The sequence below is a fragment of the Methylobacterium sp. DB0501 genome, assembly GCF_011043735.1.
Lineage (GTDB): Bacteria > Pseudomonadota > Alphaproteobacteria > Rhizobiales > Beijerinckiaceae > Methylobacterium > Methylobacterium alsaeris.
Genome location: NZ_JAAKGV010000002.1, coordinates 303,980 through 329,806, shown reverse-complemented (window position 1 = coordinate 329,806; position 25,827 = coordinate 303,980). Strand labels below are relative to the sequence as shown.

General features: G+C 66.7%; 29 protein-coding genes and 1 tRNA gene. 11 read left to right on the top strand and 19 right to left on the bottom strand.

Features of this window, described 5'->3' with window-relative positions:
* Nucleotides 1-39 precede the first annotated feature (39 nt).
* Both G4G93_RS05365 and G4G93_RS05360 read right to left on the bottom strand, forming a co-directional pair.
* Nucleotides 40-924 carry a hypothetical protein gene (locus tag G4G93_RS05365; protein ID WP_165081916.1) on the bottom strand — a complete coding sequence of 295 codons (885 nt, stop codon included), beginning with the start codon at nt 922-924 and terminating at the stop codon, nt 40-42.
* A 143-nt stretch (nt 925-1,067) separates the two neighbouring features.
* On the bottom strand, nt 1,068-1,748 hold the full coding sequence (locus G4G93_RS05360) for a TetR/AcrR family transcriptional regulator (RefSeq protein WP_165081914.1): 681 nt from the start codon (nt 1,746-1,748) through the stop codon (nt 1,068-1,070).
* A 71-nt stretch (nt 1,749-1,819) separates the two neighbouring features.
* On the opposite strand from G4G93_RS05360, the gene G4G93_RS05355 reads away from it, so the two are divergent.
* The 4 genes from G4G93_RS05355 (at nt 1,820) to G4G93_RS05340 (ending at nt 5,275) form a co-directional block, all read left to right on the top strand.
* A complete protein-coding gene (locus G4G93_RS05355) occupies nt 1,820-3,142 on the top strand; it encodes an MFS transporter (protein WP_165081912.1) in 1,323 nt (440 codons plus the stop codon).
* Between the two features lie 159 nt (nt 3,143-3,301).
* Nucleotides 3,302-4,210 (top strand): thioredoxin, encoded by a 909-nt coding sequence (gene trxA, locus G4G93_RS05350; protein ID WP_165081910.1) that lies wholly within the window; start codon nt 3,302-3,304, stop codon nt 4,208-4,210.
* A 142-nt stretch (nt 4,211-4,352) separates the two neighbouring features.
* Entirely contained in the window at nt 4,353-5,021 is a 669-nt protein-coding gene (locus G4G93_RS05345) for an LON peptidase substrate-binding domain-containing protein (protein ID WP_165081908.1), read from the top strand.
* 50 nt (nt 5,022-5,071) lie between these two features.
* Entirely contained in the window at nt 5,072-5,275 is a 204-nt protein-coding gene (locus tag G4G93_RS05340) for a Trm112 family protein (protein ID WP_312891722.1), read from the top strand.
* Between the two features lie 409 nt (nt 5,276-5,684).
* Here G4G93_RS05340 and G4G93_RS05335 read toward each other — a convergent pair whose 3' ends face one another.
* From G4G93_RS05335 to G4G93_RS05305, 7 genes are all read right to left on the bottom strand, one after another.
* A complete protein-coding gene (locus G4G93_RS05335) occupies nt 5,685-6,434 on the bottom strand; it encodes a peptidase (RefSeq protein ID WP_165081903.1) in 750 nt (249 codons plus the stop codon).
* A gap of 153 nt (nt 6,435-6,587) precedes the next feature.
* Nucleotides 6,588-7,454, bottom strand: coding sequence for a transglutaminase family protein (locus tag G4G93_RS05330; protein ID WP_165081901.1), 867 nt, complete (start codon nt 7,452-7,454; stop codon nt 6,588-6,590).
* Between the two features lie 112 nt (nt 7,455-7,566).
* Nucleotides 7,567-8,511: an alpha-E domain-containing protein gene (locus G4G93_RS05325; RefSeq protein ID WP_165081899.1), complete on the bottom strand. Its 945-nt coding sequence runs from the start codon at nt 8,509-8,511 to the stop codon at nt 7,567-7,569.
* Nucleotides 8,512-8,589: 78 nt separating this feature from the next.
* The gene (locus tag G4G93_RS05320) at nt 8,590-10,029 is read right to left on the bottom strand and encodes a circularly permuted type 2 ATP-grasp protein (RefSeq protein WP_165081897.1); all 1,440 of its coding nucleotides are present in this window, start codon (nt 10,027-10,029) and stop codon (nt 8,590-8,592) included.
* Nucleotides 10,030-10,218: 189 nt separating this feature from the next.
* Nucleotides 10,219-10,959, bottom strand: a complete 741-nt coding sequence (radC, locus tag G4G93_RS05315; protein ID WP_165081895.1) for a RadC family protein — start codon at nt 10,957-10,959, stop codon at nt 10,219-10,221.
* 25 nt (nt 10,960-10,984) lie between these two features.
* Nucleotides 10,985-11,815, bottom strand: a complete 831-nt coding sequence (gene map, locus G4G93_RS05310; RefSeq protein WP_165081893.1) for a type I methionyl aminopeptidase — start codon at nt 11,813-11,815, stop codon at nt 10,985-10,987.
* Nucleotides 11,816-11,941: 126 nt separating this feature from the next.
* On the bottom strand, nt 11,942-12,274 hold the full coding sequence (locus tag G4G93_RS05305) for a DUF456 family protein (RefSeq protein ID WP_312891721.1): 333 nt from the start codon (nt 12,272-12,274) through the stop codon (nt 11,942-11,944).
* Nucleotides 12,275-12,452: 178 nt separating this feature from the next.
* Between G4G93_RS05305 and G4G93_RS05300 the strand changes: the two genes are divergently transcribed.
* The 3 genes from G4G93_RS05300 to G4G93_RS05290 all read left to right on the top strand — a co-directional run bounded on the left by G4G93_RS05300 (nt 12,453) and on the right by G4G93_RS05290 (nt 14,107).
* A complete protein-coding gene (locus tag G4G93_RS05300) occupies nt 12,453-12,710 on the top strand; it encodes a zinc-finger domain-containing protein (RefSeq protein ID WP_165081891.1) in 258 nt (85 codons plus the stop codon).
* 21 nt (nt 12,711-12,731) lie between these two features.
* A complete protein-coding gene (locus G4G93_RS05295) occupies nt 12,732-13,964 on the top strand; it encodes an FAD-dependent oxidoreductase (protein ID WP_246736551.1) in 1,233 nt (410 codons plus the stop codon).
* Between the two features lie 57 nt (nt 13,965-14,021).
* Nucleotides 14,022-14,107, top strand: a tRNA-Leu gene (locus G4G93_RS05290).
* A gap of 616 nt (nt 14,108-14,723) precedes the next feature.
* Here the strand turns inward: G4G93_RS05290 and G4G93_RS05285 are convergent.
* On the bottom strand, nt 14,724-15,296 hold the full coding sequence (locus G4G93_RS05285) for a hypothetical protein (RefSeq protein ID WP_165081889.1): 573 nt from the start codon (nt 15,294-15,296) through the stop codon (nt 14,724-14,726).
* Nucleotides 15,289-15,771, bottom strand: a complete 483-nt coding sequence (locus G4G93_RS05280) for a hypothetical protein (RefSeq protein WP_165081388.1) — start codon at nt 15,769-15,771, stop codon at nt 15,289-15,291. The genes G4G93_RS05285 and G4G93_RS05280 overlap by 8 nt, the downstream gene beginning before the upstream one ends.
* Before the next feature lie 158 nt (nt 15,772-15,929).
* On the opposite strand from G4G93_RS05280, the gene G4G93_RS35760 reads away from it, so the two are divergent.
* Genes G4G93_RS35760 through G4G93_RS05270 form a run of 3 tightly spaced genes read left to right on the top strand, consistent with a single transcriptional unit; the run spans nt 15,930 to nt 17,343 of the window.
* Entirely contained in the window at nt 15,930-16,064 is a 135-nt protein-coding gene (locus G4G93_RS35760; RefSeq protein WP_246736550.1) for a ribbon-helix-helix domain-containing protein, read from the top strand.
* Nucleotides 16,061-16,513, top strand: coding sequence for a lysozyme inhibitor LprI family protein (locus G4G93_RS05275; protein WP_165081887.1), 453 nt, complete (start codon nt 16,061-16,063; stop codon nt 16,511-16,513). Before G4G93_RS35760 ends, G4G93_RS05275 begins: the two co-directional genes overlap by 4 nt.
* Nucleotides 16,514-16,563: 50 nt before the next feature.
* The gene (locus tag G4G93_RS05270) at nt 16,564-17,343 is read left to right on the top strand and encodes a hypothetical protein (RefSeq protein WP_165081885.1); all 780 of its coding nucleotides are present in this window, start codon (nt 16,564-16,566) and stop codon (nt 17,341-17,343) included.
* Between the two features lie 121 nt (nt 17,344-17,464).
* Here G4G93_RS05270 and G4G93_RS05265 read toward each other — a convergent pair whose 3' ends face one another.
* The 4 genes from G4G93_RS05265 to G4G93_RS05250 are packed head-to-tail and all read right to left on the bottom strand — an operon-like array spanning nt 17,465 to nt 21,349.
* On the bottom strand, nt 17,465-17,722 hold the full coding sequence (locus tag G4G93_RS05265; protein WP_165081883.1) for a hypothetical protein: 258 nt from the start codon (nt 17,720-17,722) through the stop codon (nt 17,465-17,467).
* Nucleotides 17,722-20,271 carry a phage tail length tape measure family protein gene (locus tag G4G93_RS05260; RefSeq protein WP_165081881.1) on the bottom strand — a complete coding sequence of 850 codons (2,550 nt, stop codon included), beginning with the start codon at nt 20,269-20,271 and terminating at the stop codon, nt 17,722-17,724. Before G4G93_RS05260 ends, G4G93_RS05265 begins: the two co-directional genes overlap by 1 nt.
* Nucleotides 20,272-20,288: 17 nt before the next feature.
* Nucleotides 20,289-20,879, bottom strand: a complete 591-nt coding sequence (locus G4G93_RS05255; protein WP_165081879.1) for a hypothetical protein — start codon at nt 20,877-20,879, stop codon at nt 20,289-20,291.
* Nucleotides 20,876-21,349 carry a hypothetical protein gene (locus tag G4G93_RS05250; RefSeq protein WP_165081877.1) on the bottom strand — a complete coding sequence of 158 codons (474 nt, stop codon included), beginning with the start codon at nt 21,347-21,349 and terminating at the stop codon, nt 20,876-20,878. Before G4G93_RS05250 ends, G4G93_RS05255 begins: the two co-directional genes overlap by 4 nt.
* 238 nt (nt 21,350-21,587) lie before the next feature.
* Here G4G93_RS05250 and G4G93_RS05245 point away from each other — a divergent pair, with 238 nt between their 5' ends.
* Nucleotides 21,588-22,601: a hypothetical protein gene (locus G4G93_RS05245; protein WP_165081875.1), complete on the top strand. Its 1,014-nt coding sequence runs from the start codon at nt 21,588-21,590 to the stop codon at nt 22,599-22,601.
* Between the two features lie 79 nt (nt 22,602-22,680).
* Here the strand turns inward: G4G93_RS05245 and G4G93_RS05240 are convergent, their stop codons facing one another.
* The 4 genes from G4G93_RS05240 to G4G93_RS05225 all read right to left on the bottom strand — a co-directional run bounded on the left by G4G93_RS05240 (nt 22,681) and on the right by G4G93_RS05225 (nt 25,741).
* Nucleotides 22,681-22,980 (bottom strand): hypothetical protein, encoded by a 300-nt coding sequence (locus tag G4G93_RS05240; RefSeq protein WP_165081873.1) that lies wholly within the window; start codon nt 22,978-22,980, stop codon nt 22,681-22,683.
* Nucleotides 22,977-24,404: a hypothetical protein gene (locus G4G93_RS05235; RefSeq protein ID WP_165081871.1), complete on the bottom strand. Its 1,428-nt coding sequence runs from the start codon at nt 24,402-24,404 to the stop codon at nt 22,977-22,979. The genes G4G93_RS05240 and G4G93_RS05235 overlap by 4 nt, the downstream gene beginning before the upstream one ends.
* Nucleotides 24,404-24,763 (bottom strand): hypothetical protein, encoded by a 360-nt coding sequence (locus tag G4G93_RS05230; protein WP_165081869.1) that lies wholly within the window; start codon nt 24,761-24,763, stop codon nt 24,404-24,406. Before G4G93_RS05230 ends, G4G93_RS05235 begins: the two co-directional genes overlap by 1 nt.
* A gap of 309 nt (nt 24,764-25,072) precedes the next feature.
* The gene (locus G4G93_RS05225; protein WP_165081867.1) at nt 25,073-25,741 is read right to left on the bottom strand and encodes a recombinase family protein; all 669 of its coding nucleotides are present in this window, start codon (nt 25,739-25,741) and stop codon (nt 25,073-25,075) included.
* Nucleotides 25,742-25,827 lie beyond the last annotated feature (86 nt).

Sequence of the window (25,827 nt, the reverse complement as noted above, 5' to 3'; positions counted from 1 at the left end):
TGCCGCCGCGGAGCGCGCGGCGGCACGCCGACGGCGCCCTCAGGGCGTCGGCTGGGTCCGGCGCGGGCGCACGGTCCAGCGCTCGAAGGCCGGAGTGCCGTCGTCGCGGGCCGCGTCGCCCCCCGGCACCGCGGCGCCCAGCGCCTGGGACAGGCTCTCGATCACGTCGTCGATGCGGGTGTCCTGGTGCGGCTCCGGCGGCGGCGGGGCCGGCTCGGGGTGGGCCTCGGCCTGGGGCGGCGGGGGCGGTGCCGGCTCGTGGACCGGCTCGGGGTGAGCCTCGGCCTGGGGCGGCGGGGGCGGCGTCGGCTCGGGGGCCGGCGTCGCGATGCGGCGCAGCGCGTTGACCACGCCGGCATCGTCGCCGTTGCGGCTCGGCGCGGCGTAGCGGCCGAAGCCGTAGCGCGGCTCGATCAGGTCGAGCACGGCGTCGAGGGCGGCGTTGGACAGAGCGATCTCGCCGGGCTGCGGCACGCCCTGGAGGGCGATGCTGCGGCCCTCATAGGCCGGATCGGCGCTGACCTCGGGCCCGAACCACGGCGGGACGGAAAAGCCGTTGGCCTCGTCGGGGTTGTCGAACACCACCGAGACGATGTCGACATGGGCGGGGGCGACGTAGCGGTCGACGAGCACGTCGCGGCCGTTGCCGAGCGCCACCTGGGTGCGGTCGTAGGCGGCGCGGCCGGCGCAGACGTCGAGGAGCGCATCGCCATGGGCGCGCGGCACCTCGGTCCGCTCCTCGCTCGAGGTGCCGCCGTCGGAGGTGACGAGGACGAGGTGGCACTGGCCGCCATCGACGCGCACGAACGAGGTCCGGCCGGATTGAGGCGGGAAATAGCCTTCGGTGATGCGGGAGGAGCCGCGCTCCTTGCGGATCAGGCGGACCAGCGCCGGCGCAACCTGGAAACGTCGTACGAGGGTCATACGCTCAACTCCACGGGGGTCGCGGCCAAGAGACCGCCTGAGAGGCGATCGGCCGCGATCGGCGTCAACTCTCGCGTATCGACCGATCACGGCGACGGAATCAAGACCATGGCCCCGCCGCTCCCCGGTTTATTGACGGAATTCTATCGCGGCGGCTGCTCGGGAGGGGGATTGCTGGCGCATCCGGCCGGTCGCACCAGGCTCGCGGCGATCAGCGCCTCGGCGGCCGCGGCGAGCGTACGGTTCGGCCCTTCGGCGCCGAAGATCTGCCCGCAGGCGAACGCGCCCTCGATGAGGAGCAGGAGGGCATCCGCCAGGCGCACCGGCGACGTGATCCCGGCCGCACCATCCTCGATCCCGGCTGCGCCGGCCGCGGCGGCGGCTGCGGCGAGGCGGGCATGGAGCACGCGCTTGCCGTCGAGCACCGCCTCGCGGACGGGATGGCCGGCCTCCGGATACTCCACCGCGGCGTTGCTGAGCCCGCAGCCGCGAAAACCCGGCCGGGCGCTGCGCTCGGCGATGCCGGAAAGGAACGCCACGAGGCCCGCCCGCGGGTCGCCCGGATGCGCCGCCAGGGCCTCGTCGAGCCGGCCGACGAGGCCGGCGGCGTAATCCTCCAGGCAGGCGACGACGAGCGCGTCCTTCGAGGCGAAGCCGCGGTACAGGCTCGGCTTCGTCACCCCGGCCCGGGCCACGATCTCGTCGACGCCGACGCCCCGGATGCCGCGGCTGTAGAACAGCTCGCGGGCGGCCGCGCGGATCCGGTCGCCGGCCCGGGCCGGCTCGCTTCCATCCGCCTTTCGACCGTCCGCTCTCCGTGTCACCCTGGCGCCCCTTGACGATGTTACTGACCGGTACGTAACGTCCTAGCACGATTCGGGGAGGGTGTCCCAGCATGAGTTCGACAGTGTCGCCGCCGGGCCTCGCCTCCCCGGCATCCCCCAGCCCCGCCTCTCCGAGGCCGCGGCCGTTCGGCCAGAACTACGCCTTCGTGGTCGTGGGCGTGATCTTCCTGTGCCTGCTGGCGGCGGCCGGCCTGCGGGCCTCGCCGGGCGTGCTGATCCTGCCTCTCGAACAGGCCTTCGGCTGGAGCCGCTCCACCACCTCCTTCGCCGCCGGGCTCGGAATCTTCCTGTACGGGCTCGTCGGCCCGTTCGCGGCGGCCCTGATGCAGAGCTTCGGCATCCGCCGCACGCTCCTCTGCGCGCTCGCCCTGATGGCGGGCTCGACGGCGCTGAGCGCCCTGATGAGCGAGCCCTGGCACCTCATCGCCACCTGGGGCGTGCTGTCGGGCCTCGGCAGCGGCTGCGTCGCCATCGTGCTCGGCGCCACGGTGGTGAACCGGTGGTTCGCCGTGCGGCGCGGCCTGTTCATGGGGCTCCTGACCGCCAGCACCGCCACCGGCACGCTGATCTTCCTTCCCGGCCTCGCGGCGATCGCGCAGGCGGGCGGCTGGCAGCCGGTGGTGCTCACCGTCGCCTGCGCCATCGCGGCGCTGATCCCGGTCGTCGCCTGGCTCCTGCCGGAGCGGCCTTCCGACATCGGCCTCACCCCGTACGGCGCCGCTCCCGGCACGGCGTCCGAGCCGCCGCGGCGCGCCAATCCCTTTCGCGCGGCGATCGACGGGCTGGTGCGGGCGAGCCGGAAAGGCGATTTCTGGCTCCTGTTCGGCACGTTCTTCATCTGCGGGCTCACCACCAACGGGCTGGTGGGCACCCACCTGATCTCGTTCTGCGCCGACCAGGGCATCCCGGAGGTGCGGGCCGCCGGCCTTCTCGCGCTGATGGGCGTGTTCGACCTCATCGGCACCACGGGCTCGGGGTGGCTCACCGACCGCTACGACCCGCGCAAGCTGCTCTTCGTCTATTACGGCCTGCGCGGCCTGTCGCTGATGGCGCTGCCCTTCACCGACTTCTCGTTCTACAGCCTGTCGATCTTCGCGGTGTTCTACGGCCTCGACTGGATCGCCACGGTGCCGCCGACGGTGCGGCTCGCCAACGAGGCCTTCGGGGAGCGCGACGCCCCGATCGTGTTCGGCTGGATCGCCGCCGGCCACCAGCTCGGCGCCGCCACCGCGGCCTTCGGCGCCGGCCTGGTGCGGGCCTCGGAAGGCCGCTACCTCGAGGCGTTCCTGGCCGCCGGCCTCACGGCGCTGATGGCGGCGCTGATGTCGCTGATGATCGGCCGGATGCGCCAGACGGCACCGGCGGCGGCGTGAGGACGCGCGGGACGCACCGCGCGGCGCGTCCCGCATCCGATTCTCCTGTTTCGATATCGGCTTCGCGCGCCTTGCCCTGGTCGGGGCGACCGGTCTACCCCATCTGTTCGGCGGGCCGACCGGGCTCGCGACGTGAAGGCCGTTCTTCCGAGGTCATCGATGCTCACCGACACTCCCGCGGCCGGTAACGCCCCTGCGGGCGCCCTGATCAAGGACACCACCACCGCGACCTTCCGCCAGGACGTGATGCAGGAATCGCTGCAGCAGCCGGTGCTGGTCGATTTCTGGGCGCCGTGGTGCGGGCCGTGCAAGCAGCTCACGCCGATCATCGAGAAGGCCGTCAAGGACGCCGGCGGCAAGGTGAAGCTCGTCAAGATGAACATCGACGAGCACCCCCAGATCGCCGGCCAGCTCGGCATCCAGTCGATCCCGGCGGTCATCGCGTTCCAGCGCGGCCAGCCGGTCGACGGCTTCATGGGCGCCCTGCCCGAAGGCCAGGTTAAGGCCTTCATCGAGCGCCTCGTCGGTCCCCTCGGGCCGACCGCGGTCGAGGACCTGATGGCCGAGGCGAACGCGGTGGCCGAGGCCGGCGACACGGATGCCGCCGCCGAGATCTACGCCGCGGTGCTCGGTCAGGAGCCGGGCCATGCCGGCGCCATCGCGGCGCTCGCCCGCCTCGTCCTCGACCGCGACGACATCGAGGGCGCCCGCCGCTTCCTCGACGCGGCCCCGCCGGAGGCCGCCAAGGACCCGGCGATCGCCGCGGTGCGGGCGGCGATCGAGCTCGCCGAGCAGGCGGCGTCGCTCGGCGACCTCGCCGGCCTGCAGCAGCGGATCGACGCCGACCCGGCCGATTACCAGGCCCGGTTCGACCTCGCGCTCGGCCTCAACGCCAAGGGCAAGCAGCAGGAGGCGGTCGACCAGCTGATCGAGATCGTCCGCCGCGACCGCACCTGGAACGACGACGGCGCCCGCAAGCAGCTGCTGCAGCTGTTCGAGGCCTGGGGGCCGATGGACCCGATGACGATCCGCGGCCGGCGCAAGCTCTCGACCCTCATGTTCTCGTAGGGGGTCATGAAGTCCTGTCCGGCGCGGCATTACGCCGGACAGGTATCCACGCCGGAGGGCAGCGCCCTAGTTGGTACGCTGTGAGCCTGGGCCCGAGACGAAGGGGCCCTGGATCCCTTCGTTTCGCGCGGGAGCGACGCCGATGAGCATGAACGTCGCCTACAAGGGTCCGGCCGATTGCCCGGTCGTGATCCCGGTCTTTCCGCTTCCCGGCGCTTTGCTGCTGCCGCGAGGCCAGATGCCGCTGAACATCTTCGAGCCGCGCTACCTCGCGATGGTGGACGATGCCCTGCGCACCGACCGCGTGATCGGCATGATCCAGCCCGATGCAGAATCCGGCGAGACGCCGCTCTCGCCCAAGCTCTTTCGGGTCGGCTGCGCCGGCCGGGTCACCCAGTTCGCCGAGACCGGCGACGGCCGCTACCTGATCTCGCTCACCGGCATCGCCCGGTTCAGGATCGAGGAGGAACTGTCCACCACCACCGGCTACCGCCGCTGCAAGGTGACCTTCGCGCCGTTCGAGAGCGATTTCCACGCCCGTGCCGGCGAGGACGCGGTCGATCGCGCCGGGGTGCTGAAGGCCCTGCGCGATTTCGTCGATGCCAACGACCTCAAGGTCGACTGGGCCGGGATCGAGGAGGCGCCGAACGAGGCGCTGGTCAACGCGCTCTGCATGATGAGCCCGTTCGGCCCGCGCGAGAAGCAGGCGATGCTGGAAGCCCCCGACCTCAAGACCCGGGCCGAGGTGCTGATCGCCGTGACCGAGATGGAGCTGGTGCGGGGATCGGGCAGCGAACCGACGCTGCAATAGGCGGCGGTTTGGGGTAAGCCCTGGCGACCGTCATGTCGGAAGGAGCACCCGTGACCGATTCCACCCTCCCCGCCGAGGCCACCCGCATCGACCCGAAGCTGCTCGAACTGCTGGTCTGCCCCCTCACCAAGGAGCGGCTGGACTACGATTCCGCCCGCCAGGAGCTGATCAGCCGCTCGGCCAAGCTCGCCTATCCGATCCGCGACGGCATCCCGATCATGCTGCCGGAAGAGGCGCGGCAACTGGCGGATTGAGCGCGTTAGTATTCCTGCCCGGAGGCAGGATGGACGCCCCCTGCCCCGCCGCACAGGGTCATCCCGGGGCCGCGCAGCGGAGCCCGGGATCCAGAACCGCGGATGGTTCAGAAGCGAGCGGGCAGCCAGCCCTTTCGTTCTTTTTCACCCGAGCGTCTGCTCGATGGGAGCGTCAGTCGATCTGGCGCACCCACCGTACCTCTCCACGTCATCCTGGGGCTCGGCGCGGCCGAGAACTCGGGATCCGTGACCGCTGACGCGGAAGGCTGCGGCGGTCGCCGTTCCGATTCATTCCGAAAGGTCGGCGGTGATGAATCCCGGGTTCCGCTGCGCGGCGCCAGGATGACGATGGAGCGTCTCTCGACAAGCCGAGCCTGACTGGGCACCCGGTGAAGCCTCGATCGCTCCCCTACTTCGCACCCGGCCCGTAGGGCGGCCGCGGGATCGCCCGGTGGGCCGCCCGCAGGGCCGCCGACCAGCGCTCGCGCAGGTCGTGGAAATACGGCTCGCCGGCCTCGATCCGGTGCAGGACCTCGGTGTCGCAGGTGTTGCGGCGGATCACCGTCAGGTCGATCGGCAGGCCGACCCCCAGATTCGACCGCATGGTCGAATCCATCGAGACGAGGCCGACCTTGAGTGCATCGTAAATGTCGGTCCGGAAGGTTACCGCGCGGTCGAGGATCGGCTTGCCGTATTTGTGCTCGCCGATCTGCAGGAACGGCGCGTCCTGGCTGCAGGCGATGAAGTTTCCGGCGGAGTAGATCATGTAGAGCCGCATCGGCCCGTCGCCGATCTGGCCGCCGAACAGGAACGACACCTCGAAGCGCAGCTGCGCCGCCTCGAACCCGGCGCGCTCGATCGCCCGCACCTTGCGGATCGCCCGGCCGATCAGCTGCGCGGCGCGGAACATCGTCGGCGCGTCGTAGATCGTCTCGGGCTTGCCGGTATCGGGATCATCGACGCCCTCGGTCAGCAGCGACAGCACCGACTGCGTCACCGAGAGGTTGCCGGCCGAGGCGAGCGCCAGCACCCGCTCGCCGGGCTTCGTGAACATATGGAGCTTGCGGTAGGTCGAGATGTCGTCGAGCCCCGCATTCGTGCGGGTGTCGGCGATCATGACGAGACCCTCTTCCACCAGGATCCCGACGCAATAGGTCATCGCTCACCGCCCCCCGGCGATCGTCAGGCGGGCGGTCCGGTACCGCACGCGCGGCGCCACCCTGGCGCAGGCCCCTCGCTTAATCCAGTCCCTTCCGCTGCCGCGAGGTGAGGTGACGCGGGGCTATCGCGGCGGCGCCACAGGGGCCGCCCGTCAGCCCTGCGCCTGCGACTGGCCCTGCGCTTGCTGGGCTTGCTGGACTTGGGCCTGCGGCGCCCGGGCGTCGTCGACCCGCACCCGCACGGTCATGGTCTCGGTGCCGCCGCCGGTGCGGCTGCCGCGGACCGGAGCGGCGTCGAGGTAGTCGAGGCCGATCGCCACCCTCAGATGGGCTTCCGTGACCGCGATGCCGTGGGCCGGATCGAACCCGACCCAGCCGAGATCCGGCACCCGTGCCTCGACCCAGGCATGGCCGGCCTCCTGCTCCGCGGTGTCGGGCCGCCAGTAATAGCCCGAGACGTAGCGCACCGGGATCTCGAGATGGCGCGCCGCCGCGATGAAGACGTGGGCGAGGTCCTGTCCCACCCCCTTGCGCAAGGCGAAGGCCTCGGCGGCCGTGGTGGCGGCGCCGGTCGGGCCGGGGGCGTAGTCGACCGCCCGGTGCACGCCGGCGAGCAGGCGGTGCAGCCGGTCGAGCGGGTCGATGCTCGCGCCCACCGCCTCCTCGGCGAAGGACCGGATCGCCTCGTCGGCGACCGCGAAGCGCGATTCGCGCAGGTAGAACGGGTCGGGGAGCCACTCGGAGATGCCGCGCATCACCCCATGGGTCTCGGTGGTCTCGACCTCGCCGGTGACCCGGATGGTCAGCGCCTCCTCCAGCCCGTCGGCACTGAACACGTGGACGATGTTGCCGAATCCGTCCTCGCGCCGGCTCAGGCGGCCGTCGACGGTCGGCTCGATGCGCCAGGCGCGCACGTGCTGGCCGTCATGGTCGCGCGGCGTCAGCCGCAGCATCTGGATCAGGCCCCGGGCCGGGCTGTCGTACTGGTAGACCGTCTCGTGGACGACGCGGATGCGCATGGGATCGCGACGCTCGCTGTCACGCAAAAGCTGGGCCGTGCGGGGCGGTGCTATACACCGTCCCGCGGGAGGGCGAAACCGCCCGGGAGCCGGGTACCCGCCCGGGGGGCCGTCAGCCCAGATACTGCTCGACGATCGCGGCCCCGAGCCGGTTGTTCTCGGCGATGAAATCCTCGATGAACTCGTGCAGGCCGGCGGCGAAGATCTCGTCCACCGTGAGGTCGTCGAGCTTGGCCAGCATGCCGCGGGCGAGACGCTGGCTCGGCCCGCGGCGGCCATAGGCGTCGGCGATGCGGTCGAGGTTGCGCACCAGCATCTCGTAGCAATTGGCCAGGGAGCGCGGCATCTCGCGGTTGAGGATCAGCAGGTCGGCGACCAGCCAGGGCTTGATGCTCTCGCGGTAGACCCAGTGATAGGCGGTGAGCGCCGAGACCTCCCGCAGGATCGTGGTCCACTGGAAGTAATCGAGGCTGCCGCCGACCCGCTCGGTCTCGGGCAGCAGCACGTGGTACTTCACGTCGAGGATGCGGGCGGTGTTGTCGGCGCGCTCGATGGCGACGCCGAGCCGGGTGAACCAGTAGCCGTCGTTGCGCAGCATCGTACGGTAGGCCGAGCCGTCGAAGGCCAGCGACACGCCCTTCACCCAGTCGAGGAAGCGCGCGAATTCCTCGCGCGTCATGTCCCGTCCCTCGAAGCTGCGCAGGTGCAGGTAGGCCTCGTTGATCGCCTCCCACATCTCGCTGGTCAGCGCCGTGCGCACGGCCCGGGCGTTCTCCCGGGCGGTGTGCAGGCAGGAGCGGATCGAGGACGGGTTGTTGGGGCTGAAGGCCAGGAAGTCGCGGACGGTGTGCTCGTTGATGCTGTCGTAGAGCGGGCGGAACAGCTCGATGTTGCCGGCCGAGGCCAGCGCCGATTCCCACTCGTTGGCGTCGGCGCCGCCGTAATTGGCCGGCAGGGCGGAGAGGCGCAGGGCCGCGTCGAGGATGCGGGCGACGAAATCGGCACGCTCGGCGTAGCGCGAGAGCCAGTACAGGTTGTCGGCGGTGCGGGAGAGCATGGCGGCGAGAGGCTCACGCTGGGACGGTACGGGCGGACCGGGCCGGGAGCCCGGTCCGGCGAGGCTAGGCCGGACGGGTCAGCCGTCGAGCACCCAGGTATCCTTGGTGCCGCCGCCCTGGCTCGAATTGACCACGAGCGAGCCCTCCTTGAGGGCGACCCGGGTCAGCCCGCCGGGCACGATCCGGATCTCGTCGGCACCGCTGAGCACGAAGGGCCTGAGATCGACGTGGCGGGGCGCGACGCCGGAGGCGACGAAGGTCGGGCAGGTCGAGAGCGCGAGCGTCGGCTGGGCGATGAAGCCGTCCGGCGCGTGGCGCAGCTTGCGGCCGAATTCCTCGATCTCGCGCTTGGTGGCGTGCGGGCCGACCAGCATGCCGTAGCCGCCCGAGCCGTTGACCTCCTTGACCACGAGGTCGCCGAGATTCGACAGGACGTAGTTGAGTGCGTCCTTCTCGCGGCAGCGCCAGGTCGGCACGTTGTGCAGGATCGGCTCCTCGCCGGTGAAGAAGCGCACGATCTCCGGCATGTAGCTGTAGACCGCCTTGTCGTCGGCGATGCCGGTGCCCACCGCGTTGGCGAGCGTCACGCTGCCGCTCTGGTAGGCGCTCATCAGACCGGGCACGCCGAGGACCGAATCGGGCCGGAACACCAACGGGTCGAGGAAGTCGTCGTCGATGCGCCGGTAGATCACGTCGACCCGCCGCGGCCCCTCGGTGGTCCGCATGTAGACCACGTCGTCCTTGGTGAAGAGGTCGGAGGCCTCGACGAGGTCGACGCCGAGCTTGTCGGCCAGGAAGGAGTGCTCGTAGAAGGCCGAATTGAAGCGGCCCGGCGTGAGGAGCACCACGCTCGGGTCGCGGGCCGCGCTCATCGGCGCCAGGCTGCGCAAGGTCGCCAGCAGCGCGTCCGGATAGGCCTCGACCGGCGAGACCCGGTGCTTGGAGAACAGCTCGGGGAAGAGCCGCAGCATCACCTCGCGGTTCTCCAGCATGTAGGAGACGCCGGACGGCGTGCGGGCATTGTCCTCCAGCACGAAGAACTGGTCCTCGCCGGTGCGGACGATGTCGATGCCGGCGATGTGGACGTACTTGCCATGCGGCACCTCGAAATCCCGCATCTCCAGCCGGTAATGCGGGTTGCGGTAGACGAGGTCGCCCGGGATGATTCCGGCCTTGATGCATTCCTGCGGGCCGTAGATGTCGGCCAGGAACATGTTGAGCGCGGTGACGCGTTGCTTGAGGCCGCGCTCCAGGAAGCCCCATTCGGGCTTGGTCAGCACCCGAGGGATGATGTCGAACGGGATCAGCCGCTCGGTCGATTCATTGTCGCCGTAGACCGCGAAGGTGATGCCGATCCGGCGGAAGAACAATTCGGCCTGACTGCGCCGCGTGTCGAAATGCTCGGGCGGAGTCGTATCGAGCCAGGTCTTGAGCGCCGCGTACGCCTCGCGCACGGCGGCCGGGTCCAGTCCGCTCTCCTGGATTCCCGTCATCTCGTCGAACGCGCTGAGCGGCATGGGCGTCCCTCTGTTTGCAACGAAGCTAGACGCAAGACGGGGGCCAAGGCAAAGGAAATGCGTCCTTCCCCCCTGCCCGCGCACGACTTTGCGCAGCGTCAGGCGGCGCGGCGCGGGGGACGCCGCGGCTGGAGCGAATCTGCTCAATTTCGCGGCACGGCGGCGGGGACCGCTGATACCCCGCGGCGCTCAGATCAGCTTCAGCCCGCGGAAGCTCGCATGCCCGTCGCGGCCCACGATGATGTGGTCGTGCACCACGATGCCCAGCGGCCCGGCCACCGCGACGATGTCGCGGGTCATCTTGATGTCGGCCTGGGACGGGGTCGGGTCGCCGGACGGATGGTTGTGGACCAGGATCAGGGCGGTGGCCGAGAGTTCGAGCGCCCGGCGCACCACCTCGCGGGGATAGACCGGCGTGTGGTCGACGGTGCCCCTCCCCTGCACCTCGTCGGCGATCAGGCGGTTGCGCTTGTCGAGGAAGAGCAGGCGGAATTCCTCGCGCGGGGCGAAGGCCATGGCGGCCCGGCAGTAATCGATCACCGCGGCCCAGGACGAGAGCAGGGTGCGCTCGGCCACGGCACCGCGGGCGAGGCGGCGGCCGGCCGCCTCCATGATCTTGAGATCGGTGACGACCGAGGGGCCGATCCCGTCGATCTCGAGCAGCCGCTCGGCCGGGGCGCTGATGACCTCGGCGAAGCTGCCGAAGCGGGCGATCAGCGCCTTGGCGATCGGCTTCACGTCCCGGCGCGGAATGGCGCGGAACAGCACCAGTTCCAGGAACTCGTAGTCGGGCAGGGTGTCGCCCTGCGCGAAGCGGGCGCGCAGGCGGTCGCGGTGGCCGTGGTAATGCGGTTCCTCGGCCTTGTTGAGCGCGGGCGCGGCAGCACCCGCCTCCGCGAAACCGGGGGTGGGGCGGGGCGGGCGAGCCATGGCGGGCCGTCAGCTCGGCGGGCGGTCAGGCGGCCACGGTGTCGCGCGGCTTGTCCAGTCCCTTGGGCGAGAGGGTGAAGATCTCGACGCCGGTCTCGGTCACCGCCACGGTGTGCTCGAACTGGGCGGAGAGCGAGCGGTCGCGGGTCACCGCGGTCCAGCCGTCGGCCAGCACCTTCACGGCCGGGCGGCCGAGATTGATCATCGGCTCGACGGTGAAGAACTGGCCGGGGCGCAAGGCGACGCTGTAGCTCGGCTCGACGTAGTGCAGGATGGTCGGCGCGTCGTGATAGGTGCGGCCGAGGCCGTGGCCGCAGAAATCGCGCACCACCGAGCAGCGCTCGCCCTCCGCGAAGGCCTGGATCGCCGCGCCGATGTCGTTGGTGGTGCCGCCGGGCTTGATCGCCGCGATACCGCGCATCATCGCCTCGTGGGTGATCTCGCACAGGCGCGCCGCCTTGCGCGGCACCTCGCCGACATAGGCCATGCGGCTCGAATCGCCGTGCCAGCCATCGACGATCAGGCAGATGTCGAGGTTGACGATGTCGCCCTCGCGCAGCGGCTTGTCGTTCGGGATGCCGTGGCAGACGACGTGGTTGATCGAGGTGCAGATCGATTTCGGGTAGCCGCGATAGTGCAGCGAGGCCGGATAGGCGCCGTGATCCATCGCGAAGGTGTAGGCGAGGCGGTCGAGCGCCTCGGTGGTGATGCCGGGCGCCACCGCCTCCATCAGCAGGTCGAGGGCCTCGGCGGTCAGCCGGCCGGCCTTGCGCATCGCCTCGAAGGCCTCGGGGCCGTGGATCGGCGGCTCCTGCCGGCGGCCATCCTTGACCGCACTCTGCTCGTCACGACTCATCGGGGGCCCGGGAAATGCTGCTGGCGGCGCTCTGGATGTCGTCCGATGTAGGCGCTTCCGGCCCCGAAGCCAAGGAGGCCGAGACGGTAAGACGGCCGAGACGGCAAGGAGCGCGGACGGCCCGCGTCAGCGCGGGTCGACCCAGGCCCGCGGGCGCGCCGGCGCCGCCGCCGGGGTGCGTTGCGCCACCCGCACCGGCCGCGCCGAGACCCGGCGTGCCCCGTCCTGGCGCCGCACCCGGCGGGCGCTCCGCCTCGGGCGCCGGCCCGATTCGCCCCAGGCCGCGCCGACGACGCCGCCCACCACCGCGCCGATCGGCCCGGCGACGAGGGCACCCGCCACCGCGCCCGCGCCGGCCCCGACGACGGTGCGGCTCTGGGCCTGGGCGGCGGGGGCGCCGAGCAGGGTCGCGCCGGCGAGGGCGGCGAGAACGGCGAGCCTCGGCAGGAAACGGGTCACGGGCGATCCTCTCGTGGTCGGTGAAGCCGGTGGGGCGCCCCGATGTCGCAAGACCGTGACCAAAGGACGGCGGACCCTTCCGGGCCGGCCCGCACCCCTAGGCGCGGCGGCCCCGAGGGGCTAGGAGAACCCGAGATTCGGGGCCCGATGCGGCCCGGCAGCCAGGAATTCTGAGGCGATGGCAGACAAGGCGGTCCCGCACTTCCATAACCAGGACGGCGTTCCGGTCATCCAGGTCGGCTCCAAGGAGTTCATGTGCATCGGCGCGCTGCCGCCGTTCGACCATCCCCACGTCTTCCTCGACATGGGCGCCGACCACGAGATCATCTGCCAGTACTGCTCGACCCTGTACCGCTACAAGCCGGGCCTGAAGGCCGGCACGGCGGAGCCAGCCTCGAGCGTCTGGGACGACCGCGCCCGCCTCGCCGCCGAGTAAGCCTTGCTGCGGGAGTAGATCTTGGCTCAGGAGCGCCAGCCGGGGAGCCGTCCGGTCCCGGACCGGCCGGGCCTGCGCGTCGCGGTGGTCGGGGCCGGCATCGGCGGACTCACGGCGGCCCTGAGCTTGAGCGCCCGCGGGCACGACGTGACCCTCGTCGAGCGCCGCACCGCCTTCAGCGAGGTCGGGGCAGGCCTGCAGCTCTCGCCCAATGCCAGCCGGATCCTGACCGATCTCGGCCTCGGCATGCCGTTGCGCCGGGTCGCCGGCGAGCCGGCCCGGGTGCGGATCCGCAGCCTCGCTACCGCCCGCGACATCGGCGAGATCGCGCTCGGCGAGGCGATGCGCGAGCGCTTCGGCGCGCCCTACTGGGTGGTGCACCGGGCCGATCTCCAGACCATCCTGCTCGACGCCGCCCGCAGCCGCCCGGGCATCCGCCTCCGCGTCGGCCGCGCCGTCACCGGGGTGCAGGAGGGCGCGACGGCAGTCACGCTGACGCTCGCCAGCGACGGAGGCCGCACCGAAACCCTGACGGCCGACCTCGTGGTGGCGGCCGACGGGGTGCGCTCCGCCCTGCGCAAGGCCCTCGACCGGCGGGCCTTGCGCCCCCGCGGCGAGGCCGCCTGGCGCGCCACCCTGCCCCGCGAGGCGGTGCCCCCGGATTTCCTCGCCGACGAGACCGGCCTGTGGCTCGGCCCCGGCCGGCACGTGGTGCATTACCCGATCAATGGCGGGCGCCGGCTCAACCTCGTGGCGGTGGTGCCGGACGAGGGCGCCAGCGACGATTGGGGCGCCCGCGGCGAGCCCGCGCGCCTGCGCGCCGCCTTCGCCGACGCCGCCCCGCCCCTCGCCGGCCTGCTCGCCCGGCCCGAATCCTGGCTGGTCTGGTCCCTGGTCGACTGCCCGGCGGCCCGCCCGATGGCCCGCGGCCGGATCGCGCTCCTCGGCGACGCCGCCCATCCGGTACTGCCGTTCCTGGCGCAAGGCGCGGCGCTGGCGATCGAGGACGCCGCGGTGCTCGCCGCCTGCCTCACCCCCGCCCAGCCGGTGCCGGCGGCGCTCGCGGCCTATTCCCGCGCCCGGACCGAGCGGGTGCGCACCATCCAGGCCCATGCCCGCCGCAACGGCCGCATCTACCACGCCGGCCCCCTGGTGTCGGCCGCCCGCGACGTGGTGATGGGGCGGCTCGGCCCGATGCAGATGACCGAGCGCTACGCCTGGCTCTACGGCTGGCGGCCGCTCGCGCCGGCCTGATGGGCCTTGATCTGCGCCCTGCCCCCGGCTAACCCGGAGCGGCAGGGCAGCGCCCGCGCGGACGTGGCGGAATCGGTAGACGCACGAGACTTAAAATCTTGCGACCTCTGGTCGTGCGGGTTCGAGTCCCGCCGTCCGCACCAGCACTTAGCTCAATGTCAGGGGTTGCGGTCGAGGTCCGGGGTAACGCCACGGGTAACAGCGCACGCCGCCTCCGATGGTTCAAAATGCCTCAGATGGCGTCGTTCTAGCTTCCTTAAGGTCATAGAGTCCGGCCGGCGAGGCAGGGGCGTCATGCACCTACCTGCGGCCGGGCCGGGTTGTCAGACACGATGCACCAAGGCGGTGCGCTCAGCCTCAAGGATGGCGTCTGCCACATCTAGGCGGGCTATCGAGCGGCTCAGGTAGGCGTCGGCGATAAGCCGGTGCCGTTCCGATCTCACGAAGTCGGCACGTGCGCCTCGCGTGAGCCACACGGAGCGGATCAGGCGGAGCAGCCTCATTGGCGCGTGCCCCTATTGGGTTCAAAGTCGTCTAATGCCTGGGCTAAATCGCGGGACATCCGCTCGACTTTCAGCATCAAAAAGCAAAGTGCTTCCTGTTGCTCATCGAGCAGCCTAATTGTCCGCCACGTTGCCCCATCCTTAGGATCGGTCATCGATAGACAATGATCCAGCACGATCCGTGTCGCGGTGACCGCATTTCGCAGGTCGTATGCGTCCGACGACAGGTCGGTTAGGTCCGACTTCCGTTTCCCTGTCATGACATCCCTCCCATCAGGTCGGAGGGGTAGGGCTCGGAACGCCCGTCGAGTGCCCAGGCAGGCAACCAGCCGGGGCGTGTCATGATGGCCGCGTCTCGCTCGTTGTGGTCCGGCTCGTCTCCGAAGCCTGGGTACTCCTCCGGGAGCGTCAGACCCATGGACGACATGACTGCGCGGACAAACCGAATTGCTCGCTTGGCCTCAGTGTCAAAGTGCTCGTTGGCCGCCTCACCCTCCAGCATGATCGCCATGGCGAAAACGAGAGTGCGCATTCCTGTTGCTGTGCGCGGCGCAGGAAGGTCAAAGGCTTTGTCGGCCTGATCCCACAACCAGTGCGACACCTTGGTAGCGGCAGCCTCCTCCAGGCTGTTGAACCGCGCTTCGTTGCTGACGACGCGGGCTTGCTGGTGCCAGCGGTAGCCGATCAAGAGGCGGCGGTAGGCTTCGGCGTGGAGGGGGTCGCTCGCCTCACCGGCGCCCGAGTGGGCGAGACCGATGCCGGCGGGCACCGTCGAGGCAGCAGCGAGGCCTGTGAGGATCGCGCGGCGGGAGGTGGAGCGCTCAGCCATGACGCGCCTCCTCGCCCCGAAGCGCGCGGCAGAGTCGCTTGTAGCGGATCAGCTGCTCTTGCAGCCCGTCCGCATCGCCGATGCCGTTGTCGTCGGCGTCCTCACGGTCCTCCGGGCTCGGCGGCGAAACGAATGTGCCGCACAGGCTCGGCTCCGCGTCGCAGCCGTCCTCAAGATCGGGATCGCCGTCGAGGGCGTCGAGCAAGGCGATGTCCGCCTCGATGCAGCCGGCAATTGCGTCGCGCAGCTCGTGGATGCGGTGGCGCTCCACATCCATCTGAGCGGAGAGGTCGACGGGCATGCCGGCGTCGGCGAAGTAGGACTCTAGGCCCTGGCGCAACGCGACCAGCGCGGGAGCCTCAGGCTCAGCCTGCCGCATGGTGCGGAGCGCGACTGTGACAGGTCCGACCTGTGTGGAAGGCGAGCGTGAGCGTTCACCGGCGCGGGCCGGTGCTGTAGAATGATGGGTAGCCATGAGACGTCCTCGTACGACGTGTGTGGTCAGGGTCGGCTGAGCGGTTGCAGCCCTTCAGCCGACCCGGTATAATTAGCGCTAGAAAATGGGGGTTGGCAATAGCTAGCGCTAGAAATTCCTCACGAGGCCGCCCCCGCATCGACGCGACCCCGGTGAACGTGCGACTGCCACCAGAGCAGCTTGCGCCGCTCGACGCTTGGATCGCAGACCAGCCCGACCCGAAGCCCTCGCGGCCGGAGGCGATCCGAGAGGCGCTGGCGGAGCACCTGAAGGCGAAGGGCTATCTGAAGTGAAGGGCTGCACGGCTCTGGCTGTCGGTTTCCTGGTAGCCTCCAATTGGTCGCAAGCCGCCAACGCTCAGGAGAAGGCGCCAGACGACGAAGCACAACGCGTCCAGACATACTGCTTCGGACCGAACGCCAGCATGGCGGAAGGACGAGTCTGCTTCGGCAAGCAGGAGACGCGGATCAAGCGTCAGCTCGATGCCGCCGTTCGCAAGAAACTCTTCGACATCGGCGAGATCGCGAAGCGTACTCAGGACGATGGACCGCCGAACGGGCGTGAGACCGCCGATCGTGTGCGCGCATTGTTTAACAAGGAGCAAGCGGCCTGGGTGAACTACTCTGCCGCTCTATGTCGAGCACTGTCGGAATTTGGTTCCGGCACCGCAGGGGCAGTAGATGATGCCGCTCTTTGCCGAGTGCGTGCGATGATGAGGCGGATCGCCGATCTAAAGCGATAAACTGTGGCACTACAGCTACCCTGGTCACAACATTGGCTTGAGAGACAAAATTGGAAGCAAGAAATATTGTAGATCTTGAATTCATGCGCCGCGCTACGGCCATTCGTATAGGCCGTCTATATTATCCCGCAAATCTTGTTGAAAATATACTCGCTAGATACGCAAAGCAAATATTTGTTATTACTGATTATAATGAATTCCCATATTGCCTACGCGGCAGCGGAAGCGCAATCAGAAATGGCGATGATTGTTTTGTATTTTGTTGCGGCCATCAATTTCCCGACTACAACCCTGACAAAATTGTAATTCCATCGGAACTGGAGAAGGGCTTCTTGCTCTCGGCCTCGTTCATGAGATCGCCGCAAGTATCCGAAGAAAATAAAGACGAAGAATATATCGATATAAGAGCACTGAATTTTAATCATCTTGACTACGGCGACCGCTCGATATCAAGTGAGTTTTTCCCCCTTGATTTGAAAGACATGTGGCCAAACAATACCCTAAATCATTTTATAATTATTGGATTTCCTAGCACCTTGCAATTAGTAGATTACGAGGCAGAGATCCGCAGTAGGTCAGTTATTATTGGAGGATCATACGGCGGCGGCAGCAATGCCGATTATTTACACTACTTGACTATGCAGCGGATTAGTAACTTCGATGCAGATGGCTATAGTGGCGCACCTGTATTCCACGTCGGACGAGTCGGACTGTCATATTTTATTGGCTTTGCAGGTGTTGTTGTTCGAGGATCTAGATTGTCTGATCTGTTAAATTTTATTTCAGCCGAATACATATCTAACTTTTTCACTCCTGATATATCAACCTGATCATATATAATGTCAAATCCTCCCTCCAAAAAAATGTTTTTCCAACTCCAGCTGATCCATCGCTGCGCCTGCCGCAGTTTGCACGGCAAGCTCTGCACTCACCAACGCGGTCCCGATAATCTCAGCCGTTCGCCATCTCCTTCATCCGCAATCCGACGCCGATCATCACACCGCCACGCCACAAGCCGACATCTTCGGCCGGCCAACCCTTGCCAGCGAGCCCCGCCGCGGCATCGTTCAGCCGCCGACCTATTTCCATCTCCATGACTACTACCGGATCGTGCGAAGTTGCTCGCAATCCCGCGGCGGTGGCTGTGTCGGCAAGGTCGCGACCAGCGGCCATGCCTTCCTCAATTAGCCATTGCTCGCGCGTAGCCATCAGCCGGCCATCCGCCGATAAGCCTCGCCGCGCTCAAATTGAGTGCGGTCACGCTCTTGGTTGTTCACTGCGATAGCTTGGGTCAGAGCCGCCTGAACCTGCGCTTCGGTGAGCGTCGAACCGCGCAGGTCAAAGCTGTAAGATCGGGCATCGGTCATGGCAGGCGCGGCGTTCTGGTTCGCCGCACCGTTCTTCATGCTGACCGGGATGCTGCGGCCATCCGGCAATGGCACGTAGGCTTCCGGTCCTCTGCCTTCGCCGAAGATTGCCATCTGAGGCGAGTTCGCTACGCCGCCGTTCGCATATCGGTTCAGCGGCAGAGCACCGCGGCTCGTCATCACGCCGCCGTTGGCGAACCAATCAGCGGCGTCGCCGGTCACGAGACCATTGGAGGCATCGCCACCGAGCCCCAGGAAGCCAAGGAACCCGCTGCCGCCGTTTCTCCCACCGGCTCCGATTGGGCCGAGTGCCATGCCTAGAAGGCCGCCAGGTCCGGCGCCAGCGCCCTGCGTGCCTGCGAGGGCAGCGAAGGGACCTTGCCCGAACAAAGCCGCCTGTAGGGCCGCCCTGCCGAAGTTGCGGGCGAGGTCGGCAACCGCGCTGCTCCACGACCGGGTACTGTCTAGCAGCGGATCGATGAGGCCGCTTCCCATCTGCGCCAGCGACGACCACGCCGCTTGCGTGTCGCGAATGCTGGAATTGAGCCGGATCTGCTCTGCCAGCGCCTGGGCTCCCGGGCTGTCGGCGTTGTCGCCGTAGATCTGCCGGACCTGCGCGCTGACGACCTGCTCTTGCGGCGTGCGGCTCAACTGCGAACGCTGGAACAGCACCTCACGGGAGGCTGCCGCCTCGACATAGGCTTGCTGCTGCCGGCCGATCGCCGCGGACACCTCGTCAATCCTGCGACGGTTCGCATCGCTCAACGGAATGCCGTCAGCCTGGGCGCGGTTCAACAGCCCGGCCCGGGTCGTCAGCCGCTCCATCTCGCCGGCACTCTTGCCAAGGGCCTGCGCCTGAGCCTGCTGCGTCCGGGTGGACTGCTCCGAGACATCGTTTAGGGCGCGGGCCTGCGTGATGTCGTTCGACTGCGTGACGCCGCGCCGGACCTGCGCCCGCAGCTCGTCGGGCGTCGCAATCATCGTGCGCTCGGCACGCTCCGCCACATCCTTGAGCGTTTGGTTGTTGAAATACGGGGTATTGGGTCGATCCTGAAGTTCTTTCCGGTAAGAACCAATATCGAGCTTGCTCGCCATACCGAAGACGCCAGCGAAGCGTTCATCAATGCTCTGATACTTGTCGCCCTGGCCTAGACCGGCTTCGACCTGACTTTGTTTGACCTGCCGCTCAACCGGGTTCACCTCCAAGAGGCGGTTCGCTCGGCTCTGCGCAACCACGACCGTCGAGGCGCGCTCTTGGTCGGCTCGGGACCGGGCGAGTTCGCCTTCTAGAGCGGCGGCGGCACTCTGCTGCGGCGTCACATTGAGGCGGCTGTCGCCGGCAAGGACCCCAGCCCCGCGGTTCACGTTTGACCAGAAATTACTCCACGCATCACCAATGGTCGTTGTGACCTTCGTTCCTACGCTCGCAAGCTCGTTGTACTTCGCAAGGCGCGGATTGATCTCATCCAGCGCCATGCGCACTACATCGCCGCCGCGGCCTTGCCGTTGCATGTCCTGCAAGAGCCGGCTAGTCGTTGCGCTGTAGGTGCCGAGGCGGCCAGCATACTTGTCATAGGCCGCCGAGCCGTTCGTAAAGAACTCCTGCTGGATCTTCGCGGCGTCATCGAAGCTCGTGCCGAACGTCGTCGCAAAGTCGCGGGTGCTGTTGAGGGCGGCCGTCAGCGTGTCGCGCGTCGCGTTGCCGGTGCTGGCGAAGGCGGTCGCGTACCGGGTGGCGCTGTCCGTCGCCAGGGTGCTCGCCCGGCCAATCTTCTCGATCTCGCCGGCTGCGATCCCGCTTTGCTGGCCGAGCCCCGTCAGCCCGACCGCAACGGCTTTCTGGCTCGCGTCAAATTCGAGGTACGCCTTACCGATCACTCCGAGGCCGCCGGCCACACCTCCGGCGATGCCGAGGGACAGTGGCACAAGGCGCTGAACTTCCGTGACCACACCGCCGAGGATGCCCCGCACGCCGGCGCCAGGGCCGAAAATCTGCGCGATCTGTGGACCCTGCTGCATCAGGATCGTCAGCGGGTTCATTCCGCCGTACAGCGTCGTCCCGATGTCGATGAACTGCGCCCGCAGGTTCTGCACCTGATAGGCCGCAAGCTCTGTGGTCTTCGCACCGTCTGCTAGCGTCCGATGCCACCGGCCCGCCGCCGCCTCTGCCTGCACATGCGAGCGAATGCTTTGCTCAAGCATCGAATTGATGCCGTTGAGGCTCCGCTGCGCATTGGTAGCGGAAACACTCGCGGCATCGAACCCTCGACCTATCTGGGCTGCCGCCTTCTCTGTCCGACCCGCCGCGGCCGTGAGCTTGTCCAAGTCGGACGTTGCCCGCGTGAGCGGAGTGCTATCAACCTCGAACCCGAGCGCAGCCAGGTCAGCCATAGGCTATATTTCCCGGATCAGGGCTTCGGCCAGAAAGCACGGCCGGAAGCCGTGAGATCAGGTAGGCGAAGCGCAGATGCCAGCATGGACTGGTCGTAGTTGTGCGACAGGCCGAACGCGAGAAATTCGGGCCGGTGCAGGTCGTAAATCTTGCGGTTACGGCGCTCGGCGTCGGCGCGCTCGCACCGCTCCACGATCTCCACCAACTCGGTGCAGAGGGCGACGTACCGGCTGCGGAGCAGGTCGGCGCAAGCGTCAAGCTCGGCCTTCACCGCGGCGTGGATCCGCCGGGCCTCCGCCTCGTCCTCTGAGCGCTTCACCGCCTTGAACCGGACGTCGAGGCGCTCCCGGGCCGTCTTGAGCCGCTTCTGCGCGAAGGTGGCGCTGATGAGGTCAGCCTGCGCCTGCTCCACCTCGCCGGCCGGCGTGAGTGGGTCCAGGGCGCGCACCTCGACCTTGGACAGGCGAGCGGCGGTGGCGCTCAGTTCGGCGTCCACATCCCGCATCAGGTTCGAGACAGCACCGGAGGTCGTGGCATCGGTGAGCGCCGCGGCGATGCGATCGGAGAGGGAGGGCTGCGCCTCCACGAGGGAGAGATGAGCGCTCATCGGCGGAGCCCCATGCGGGTCTGCTGCGCCATGGTATTCGCGGCTCTGGCCTCACCGCTGAGGTGGTCCGCGAGGTAGCTCAGCGCGGCCTTCTCTCCGCTGTCGACCATCATGGGGCCGTAGCTGCCGAGCTGCGCCACGGTCCGAATGCGGGCGGCGAGCGCATTCGCTTGGCGCGCGGCGTCCTCCAAGACGACGGGGTTCGAAGCGCCCCGGATCATGCCGCTGATGTATCGGTACTTGCTCTGAAACTCGGACGGTACAGAGCCAAGGCTATCGTCCAGGGTCATCGGTGCATCCTTGATGTAGACGCTATGCGATCGGGCTCCATCGGCCATCCACATGCCAATGCGGATGCCTTCGCCGTCGTGCAGTGTGTTGCTCGCGGCCATGACGGCAATCTCTTCCTCAGTCGCGGCCGGGAAAAGCTTGCGCAGTCGGATCTTCCGTTCGTTCAAATTCCAGGTCATCCCCGCGCCTCTGCGCTCTCTGTCGGGGCAAGAATGGACGTTTGCGGCCCTGTGTCGAGATGGTCGGGGCCTGAATTGGCGACTTTGCGATTTTTGCAGCTTTGATGCGGACCGAAGCCAACGTCGATCGTTGTTTGCAAATCCGCTTGCTTGAAGAGTGGCAATTGCCGATATTGTAACGGAGGCCGAGTCTCAATGGCCCTAGCTTGTCTTTCGGTTATAGAAAAGGAGTACAGAGATGATAAGAAGCAAGTTATCACTTATAGCGTTCTTTGCAATTGGAACGAGCGCTTACGCTCAAGGGGCCGATTGTAATGCGCTGGCTCGAGATTTGGTTGTTAAAAATTTTAACTCGAGCTCATCTGACTACAGTAAGCTGCTTTTTCTCTCGAGCTTAACCCAAATGGACGAAAAAAGTGCAAGCGAGGCAATTTCTCGTTCGGGTAAAGTTAAGGTTGGCCCTATCAGCATAGGACCTGGCACATGGAATAATGATAAGAAAGAAAAGCTAAGATCTGAACTAGAGAAATTCATTAATGTTGATCAAATTCGCCAAAGTGCGGCGTCTCTGATCGTATCTTCTGGCGATGCCTCATCCGCATCTGTGGTTGAAAGCTGCTTGCGTAGTGGAGGTTTTTTTGTAAAACTACAGGATTTCGGAAAAAATAACGCTACTGCTGAAATAACGTGGACTAATTATCCTACATCTAATATTGCGGCCGTTATATCAGATATTACGGTTGTTAATGGATCTATTGTTGGCGGAGCTAGTTTTGCAAAAGATGGAGCTGAGCTCAAAGACAAACTGACGCAAACAATAACGATCAAACGCGACGATCCTAAGCAAGATCTACTTGTCGTTGCAAACACAAAGAATGCTGGTTCATCCAGAGGGTATCTCCCACCTTCCGAATTACCTCCTGCGCCTCCGCCTAAGTTGCTTAGAGTAGCTGTAGAAGGAGATGAGGTGCATGTAGGTTCTGGGGAACGTTACGATGGATGGAGAAATCCTGGATGTCAGGAGCATGTTATAGACAGCTGTGTGAAGCCTCAGCATGGTGGAAAAATTGTGATTGGCACGGGATCTTCCAAGATTGTCGCTCAATCTGGACGAGTTGGTTCGCGAAATCCTCGGGATAGTTCAGAGCAATATTGTGTAACATTTTGGGCCAACACTACTGCTTGCGAGACGCCAGTTTCGATAACGGGCAGAGCAATCGCAGTCGAAGAGTATACTGATCAAGCAGACTAATAATTCCAATAAACGAAATATTGGAATATGTTGTAATTTTTTGAAATCACTCGATGCATCTCTGTTATACAGACTTTTACTAAGGATTGATCTGGGGTACAGCTTCAAGCGGTACCCCAGCACGAATAAAGTAGGCCGCCACCAACCCGCTGCGCTCACCGGCGAGGTAGGCGCCGAGCGCGTCGAAGTCGTCGTCCAGCAGCATCAGCAGGGCCGGCGCTGAGACCTTCCAGGCGCCGCCCGCGATCCGGCGGCCGATGTGGTGCTTGGCCGCCCAACCGCGCACGGTGCTAGCCGAGCACTTCGCCACGAAGGCTGCCTCGGTGATGCTGATAGCCTCGGCCTTGTCGTAGGGGATGAGCACGAGAGGCTTGGTCATGTCATGGCCCGCTGGCGGTCCACTACGTCGAGCATCCCGTACCGGAAGCCGCGGGGCGGCTGCGCGATCACCCCGCACACCGCGTTTGCCACGTCGTCGTGCTCGCCGGGCGGGTGATCGATGCTGTCCCGGCTGCCGCGGGAGGTGCGGCGCTCAAGGTTGCATAGCTGCGACTTGAGCCTTGCAATGTCGAGCAGGCGAACGGTCTTGCTGTTTAGGCGGGGAAGAGCGGCCTGGTATATCTCAGACTTGGACATTTCGGCCAAATCATACCGGATATTGTTCTTCCGAAACGCTTCACGGGGCCACTCGCCGCCCCATCGATCGCCGACAACCACGCCCACCCGGTAGGCTTTGAGCACCAGGGCGAATTCCTCCACCGTGGTCTCGGGGGAGAAGGGAGGCGCCTTCTCTAGCACCCGGTCAACCACTATGGTGCCCTTCTCGTCGTGCGCGATGGCAAGCGTCATGCTGTCCTGGCCGGAGCCGCCGGCCGGATCGACAAAGGCGAAGTATTTGACCCGCTCGCCGGCTGGTAGTTCGGAAACCCCAGCGGCGGTGCAGGCGTCAACAACCTCGCTCGATACGAAGTCCTCAAGATCCTCCCGGAATTCGGCGCCGTACTCTGCCTTGGCGGATGCCGCATCGCGCTCATAGGCGCGGGCAACGACCTTCTCGGATAGCTTCGGGTTGAGGGTGCGGCTCGGCGCCTTGGCGATGAGCACTGCCGGATCGCCCTTCTGGCCGAAGTCCTTGCGGTAGGCGCCGTATAGCTCGCCTCGCTTGGCGTAGGGGCTGCTAATGATGATGAGTGGCCCGCCCGTGGTCCCCAGACCGGGCCGGAGCGCGTCTAGGATTTCCTTGTCCGGGTTCTTGCTGTTCTCGTTGCGCCAGAACGCCAACTCGTCGCAGAGCGCGGCCACGAGGGTGCCGCCGCGGGCCGTGCGGAAGTTGGCGGGGCGCACCTCGATGTCCACGCCCGTGTTCGTGCTCAGCATCTCCGACGTGCGATTGATCTCGTGATCTCGGAAAGCCGGGACGTGCTCGAAGATGCCGCCGATGTAGCTGAATGCCTTCGTGGCCTGGTACGTCGAGGCGGCCATGAGGGGCAGCGATCCGCGCTCCCCCGGCGCCAGCACCTCCGACCAGTCGCAGAGCACCGCGAAATATGCCGCCAGGACGCTCATGGCGCGCGTTTTGCCACCGCGCCGGCCGACGATGGCCCAAAGCTCCTCGACGGGCTCCCCGGGCTCGCTGGCGCGGCCGGTGAGGGTAGCGAAGATGGCGCGTTCGTTATTGGTCAGGGGCTCACCCTGCGACGCGATCAGCAGCACCCGCCACGCGGCCCAGCTCTCGCCTGAGAGGATCGTGCCGAACACGTCTGCATCGTCCAGAGCATCCCGCATCGTCAGCAAGCGCTTCATCAGAGCTTCCTCCTGGCGGCGATTTCCCGGGCGTTAGGCGGACGGCTGGCCTTGATCGGTCCCATGCGGCGGGCCTGCCGATCCATCCGGTCCGCAAGTTGGCCGTAGCCTTCGGCATCAATTGGCTTGCCGGCGGCTCGGTCAGCTTCCAGGCTCTCGCACTCGACAGCGAGTTGAGCGTACCGGCGGATGGCCTGCTGTTGCACGATGGTGATGGCCTTCGGGCCGCCGCGCTCCTCTGTGAGGTCGTGGATGAGGTCGGCGAGCCGTCTCCCCTCCTCTGTGCGAGCATCGACGTGGCGCACGTGGAGCCGCGAGCCGTTGGAGAGTGCGTTCCGGTGATGAACCGAGGTGGGCAACGTCATAGCTCCAGAAAATCGGTGCGCCCTTCCTCGGCTTGACCGCCCTCACCGTAAGTGCGGGCCACGGAGCCGAAGTTCCCGTTATCGGATGGAGCGCGGCACCCTCAGGAAACGGCCCGCGAAGCTGGTGACCGAATGAACAGCCGGAACAGCATCGCAGATTATATCTCCAATACGGGCCTAATTTACAAGTGGTTAGTAGCGCCTTGGCTCGAACTAATGGCGCATTATCACTGAATAACAGCGCGTAACACTGTATAAAATTGGACGACAGTATTGTAGGGCCGCCGCTTGCTGCGGAGGTTATCAGAGGCGACTCAGGACCCGCTGCACTTGCACGGCCTGCCAAGTGCTACCCCGCGGGGTAGGGATGCCCCGCTCGTTCAGCGCCTTGGCGAGCCCATAGGCCGAGGCGATGCCGGAAGCCTGCAGTTCGGCGATGACAGGACCGAGGCGGGCAGCCTGAGCGTCGCTCTTGGCACGCCGGGCGCGCGCTGCGGCCTCATGTTCCGCGTCGGTGAAGCTGTGCCCCTGGTAGCCGCCGAGTACCTTCCCACGGGCTTTTGCGGCCTGCAGAGCGGCTTTCGTGCGGGCGGAAATGGCTTCCCGCTCCTGCTCCGCCACAAGCGCCATGATGCCCACTGTGAGGCGGTTGGCGTCCGGCATGTCGGCGGCCACGAAGTCGATACCCGAGCGCTCCAGATCCCGCAGGAACCCCGGGTCGCGGGACAGGCGGTCCAGCTTCGCGACGATGAGCCGGCCGCCGTAGAGCCGGCAAACCGCGACCGCCTTGGCAAGCTCAGGCCGGTCCGAGCGGCGCCCGGACTCTACCTCGACAAACTCGCCCACAAGCTTCCAGCGCCCGCCGTTGAGGTAGCGCGCCACTGCCTCGCGCTGGGCTTCCAGGCCGAGCCCGCTGCGGCCCTGCTTCGCAGTGCTCACTCTGCTGTAGCTGACGAAATTGCCGGTCGCCATGGCTGGCCTTACAGATTGCTCGACGTTCGTTGAACATTATGTAATGCTTGCGCCTCGTGTCAAGTATGAAGCGGCGCCGCCCATTG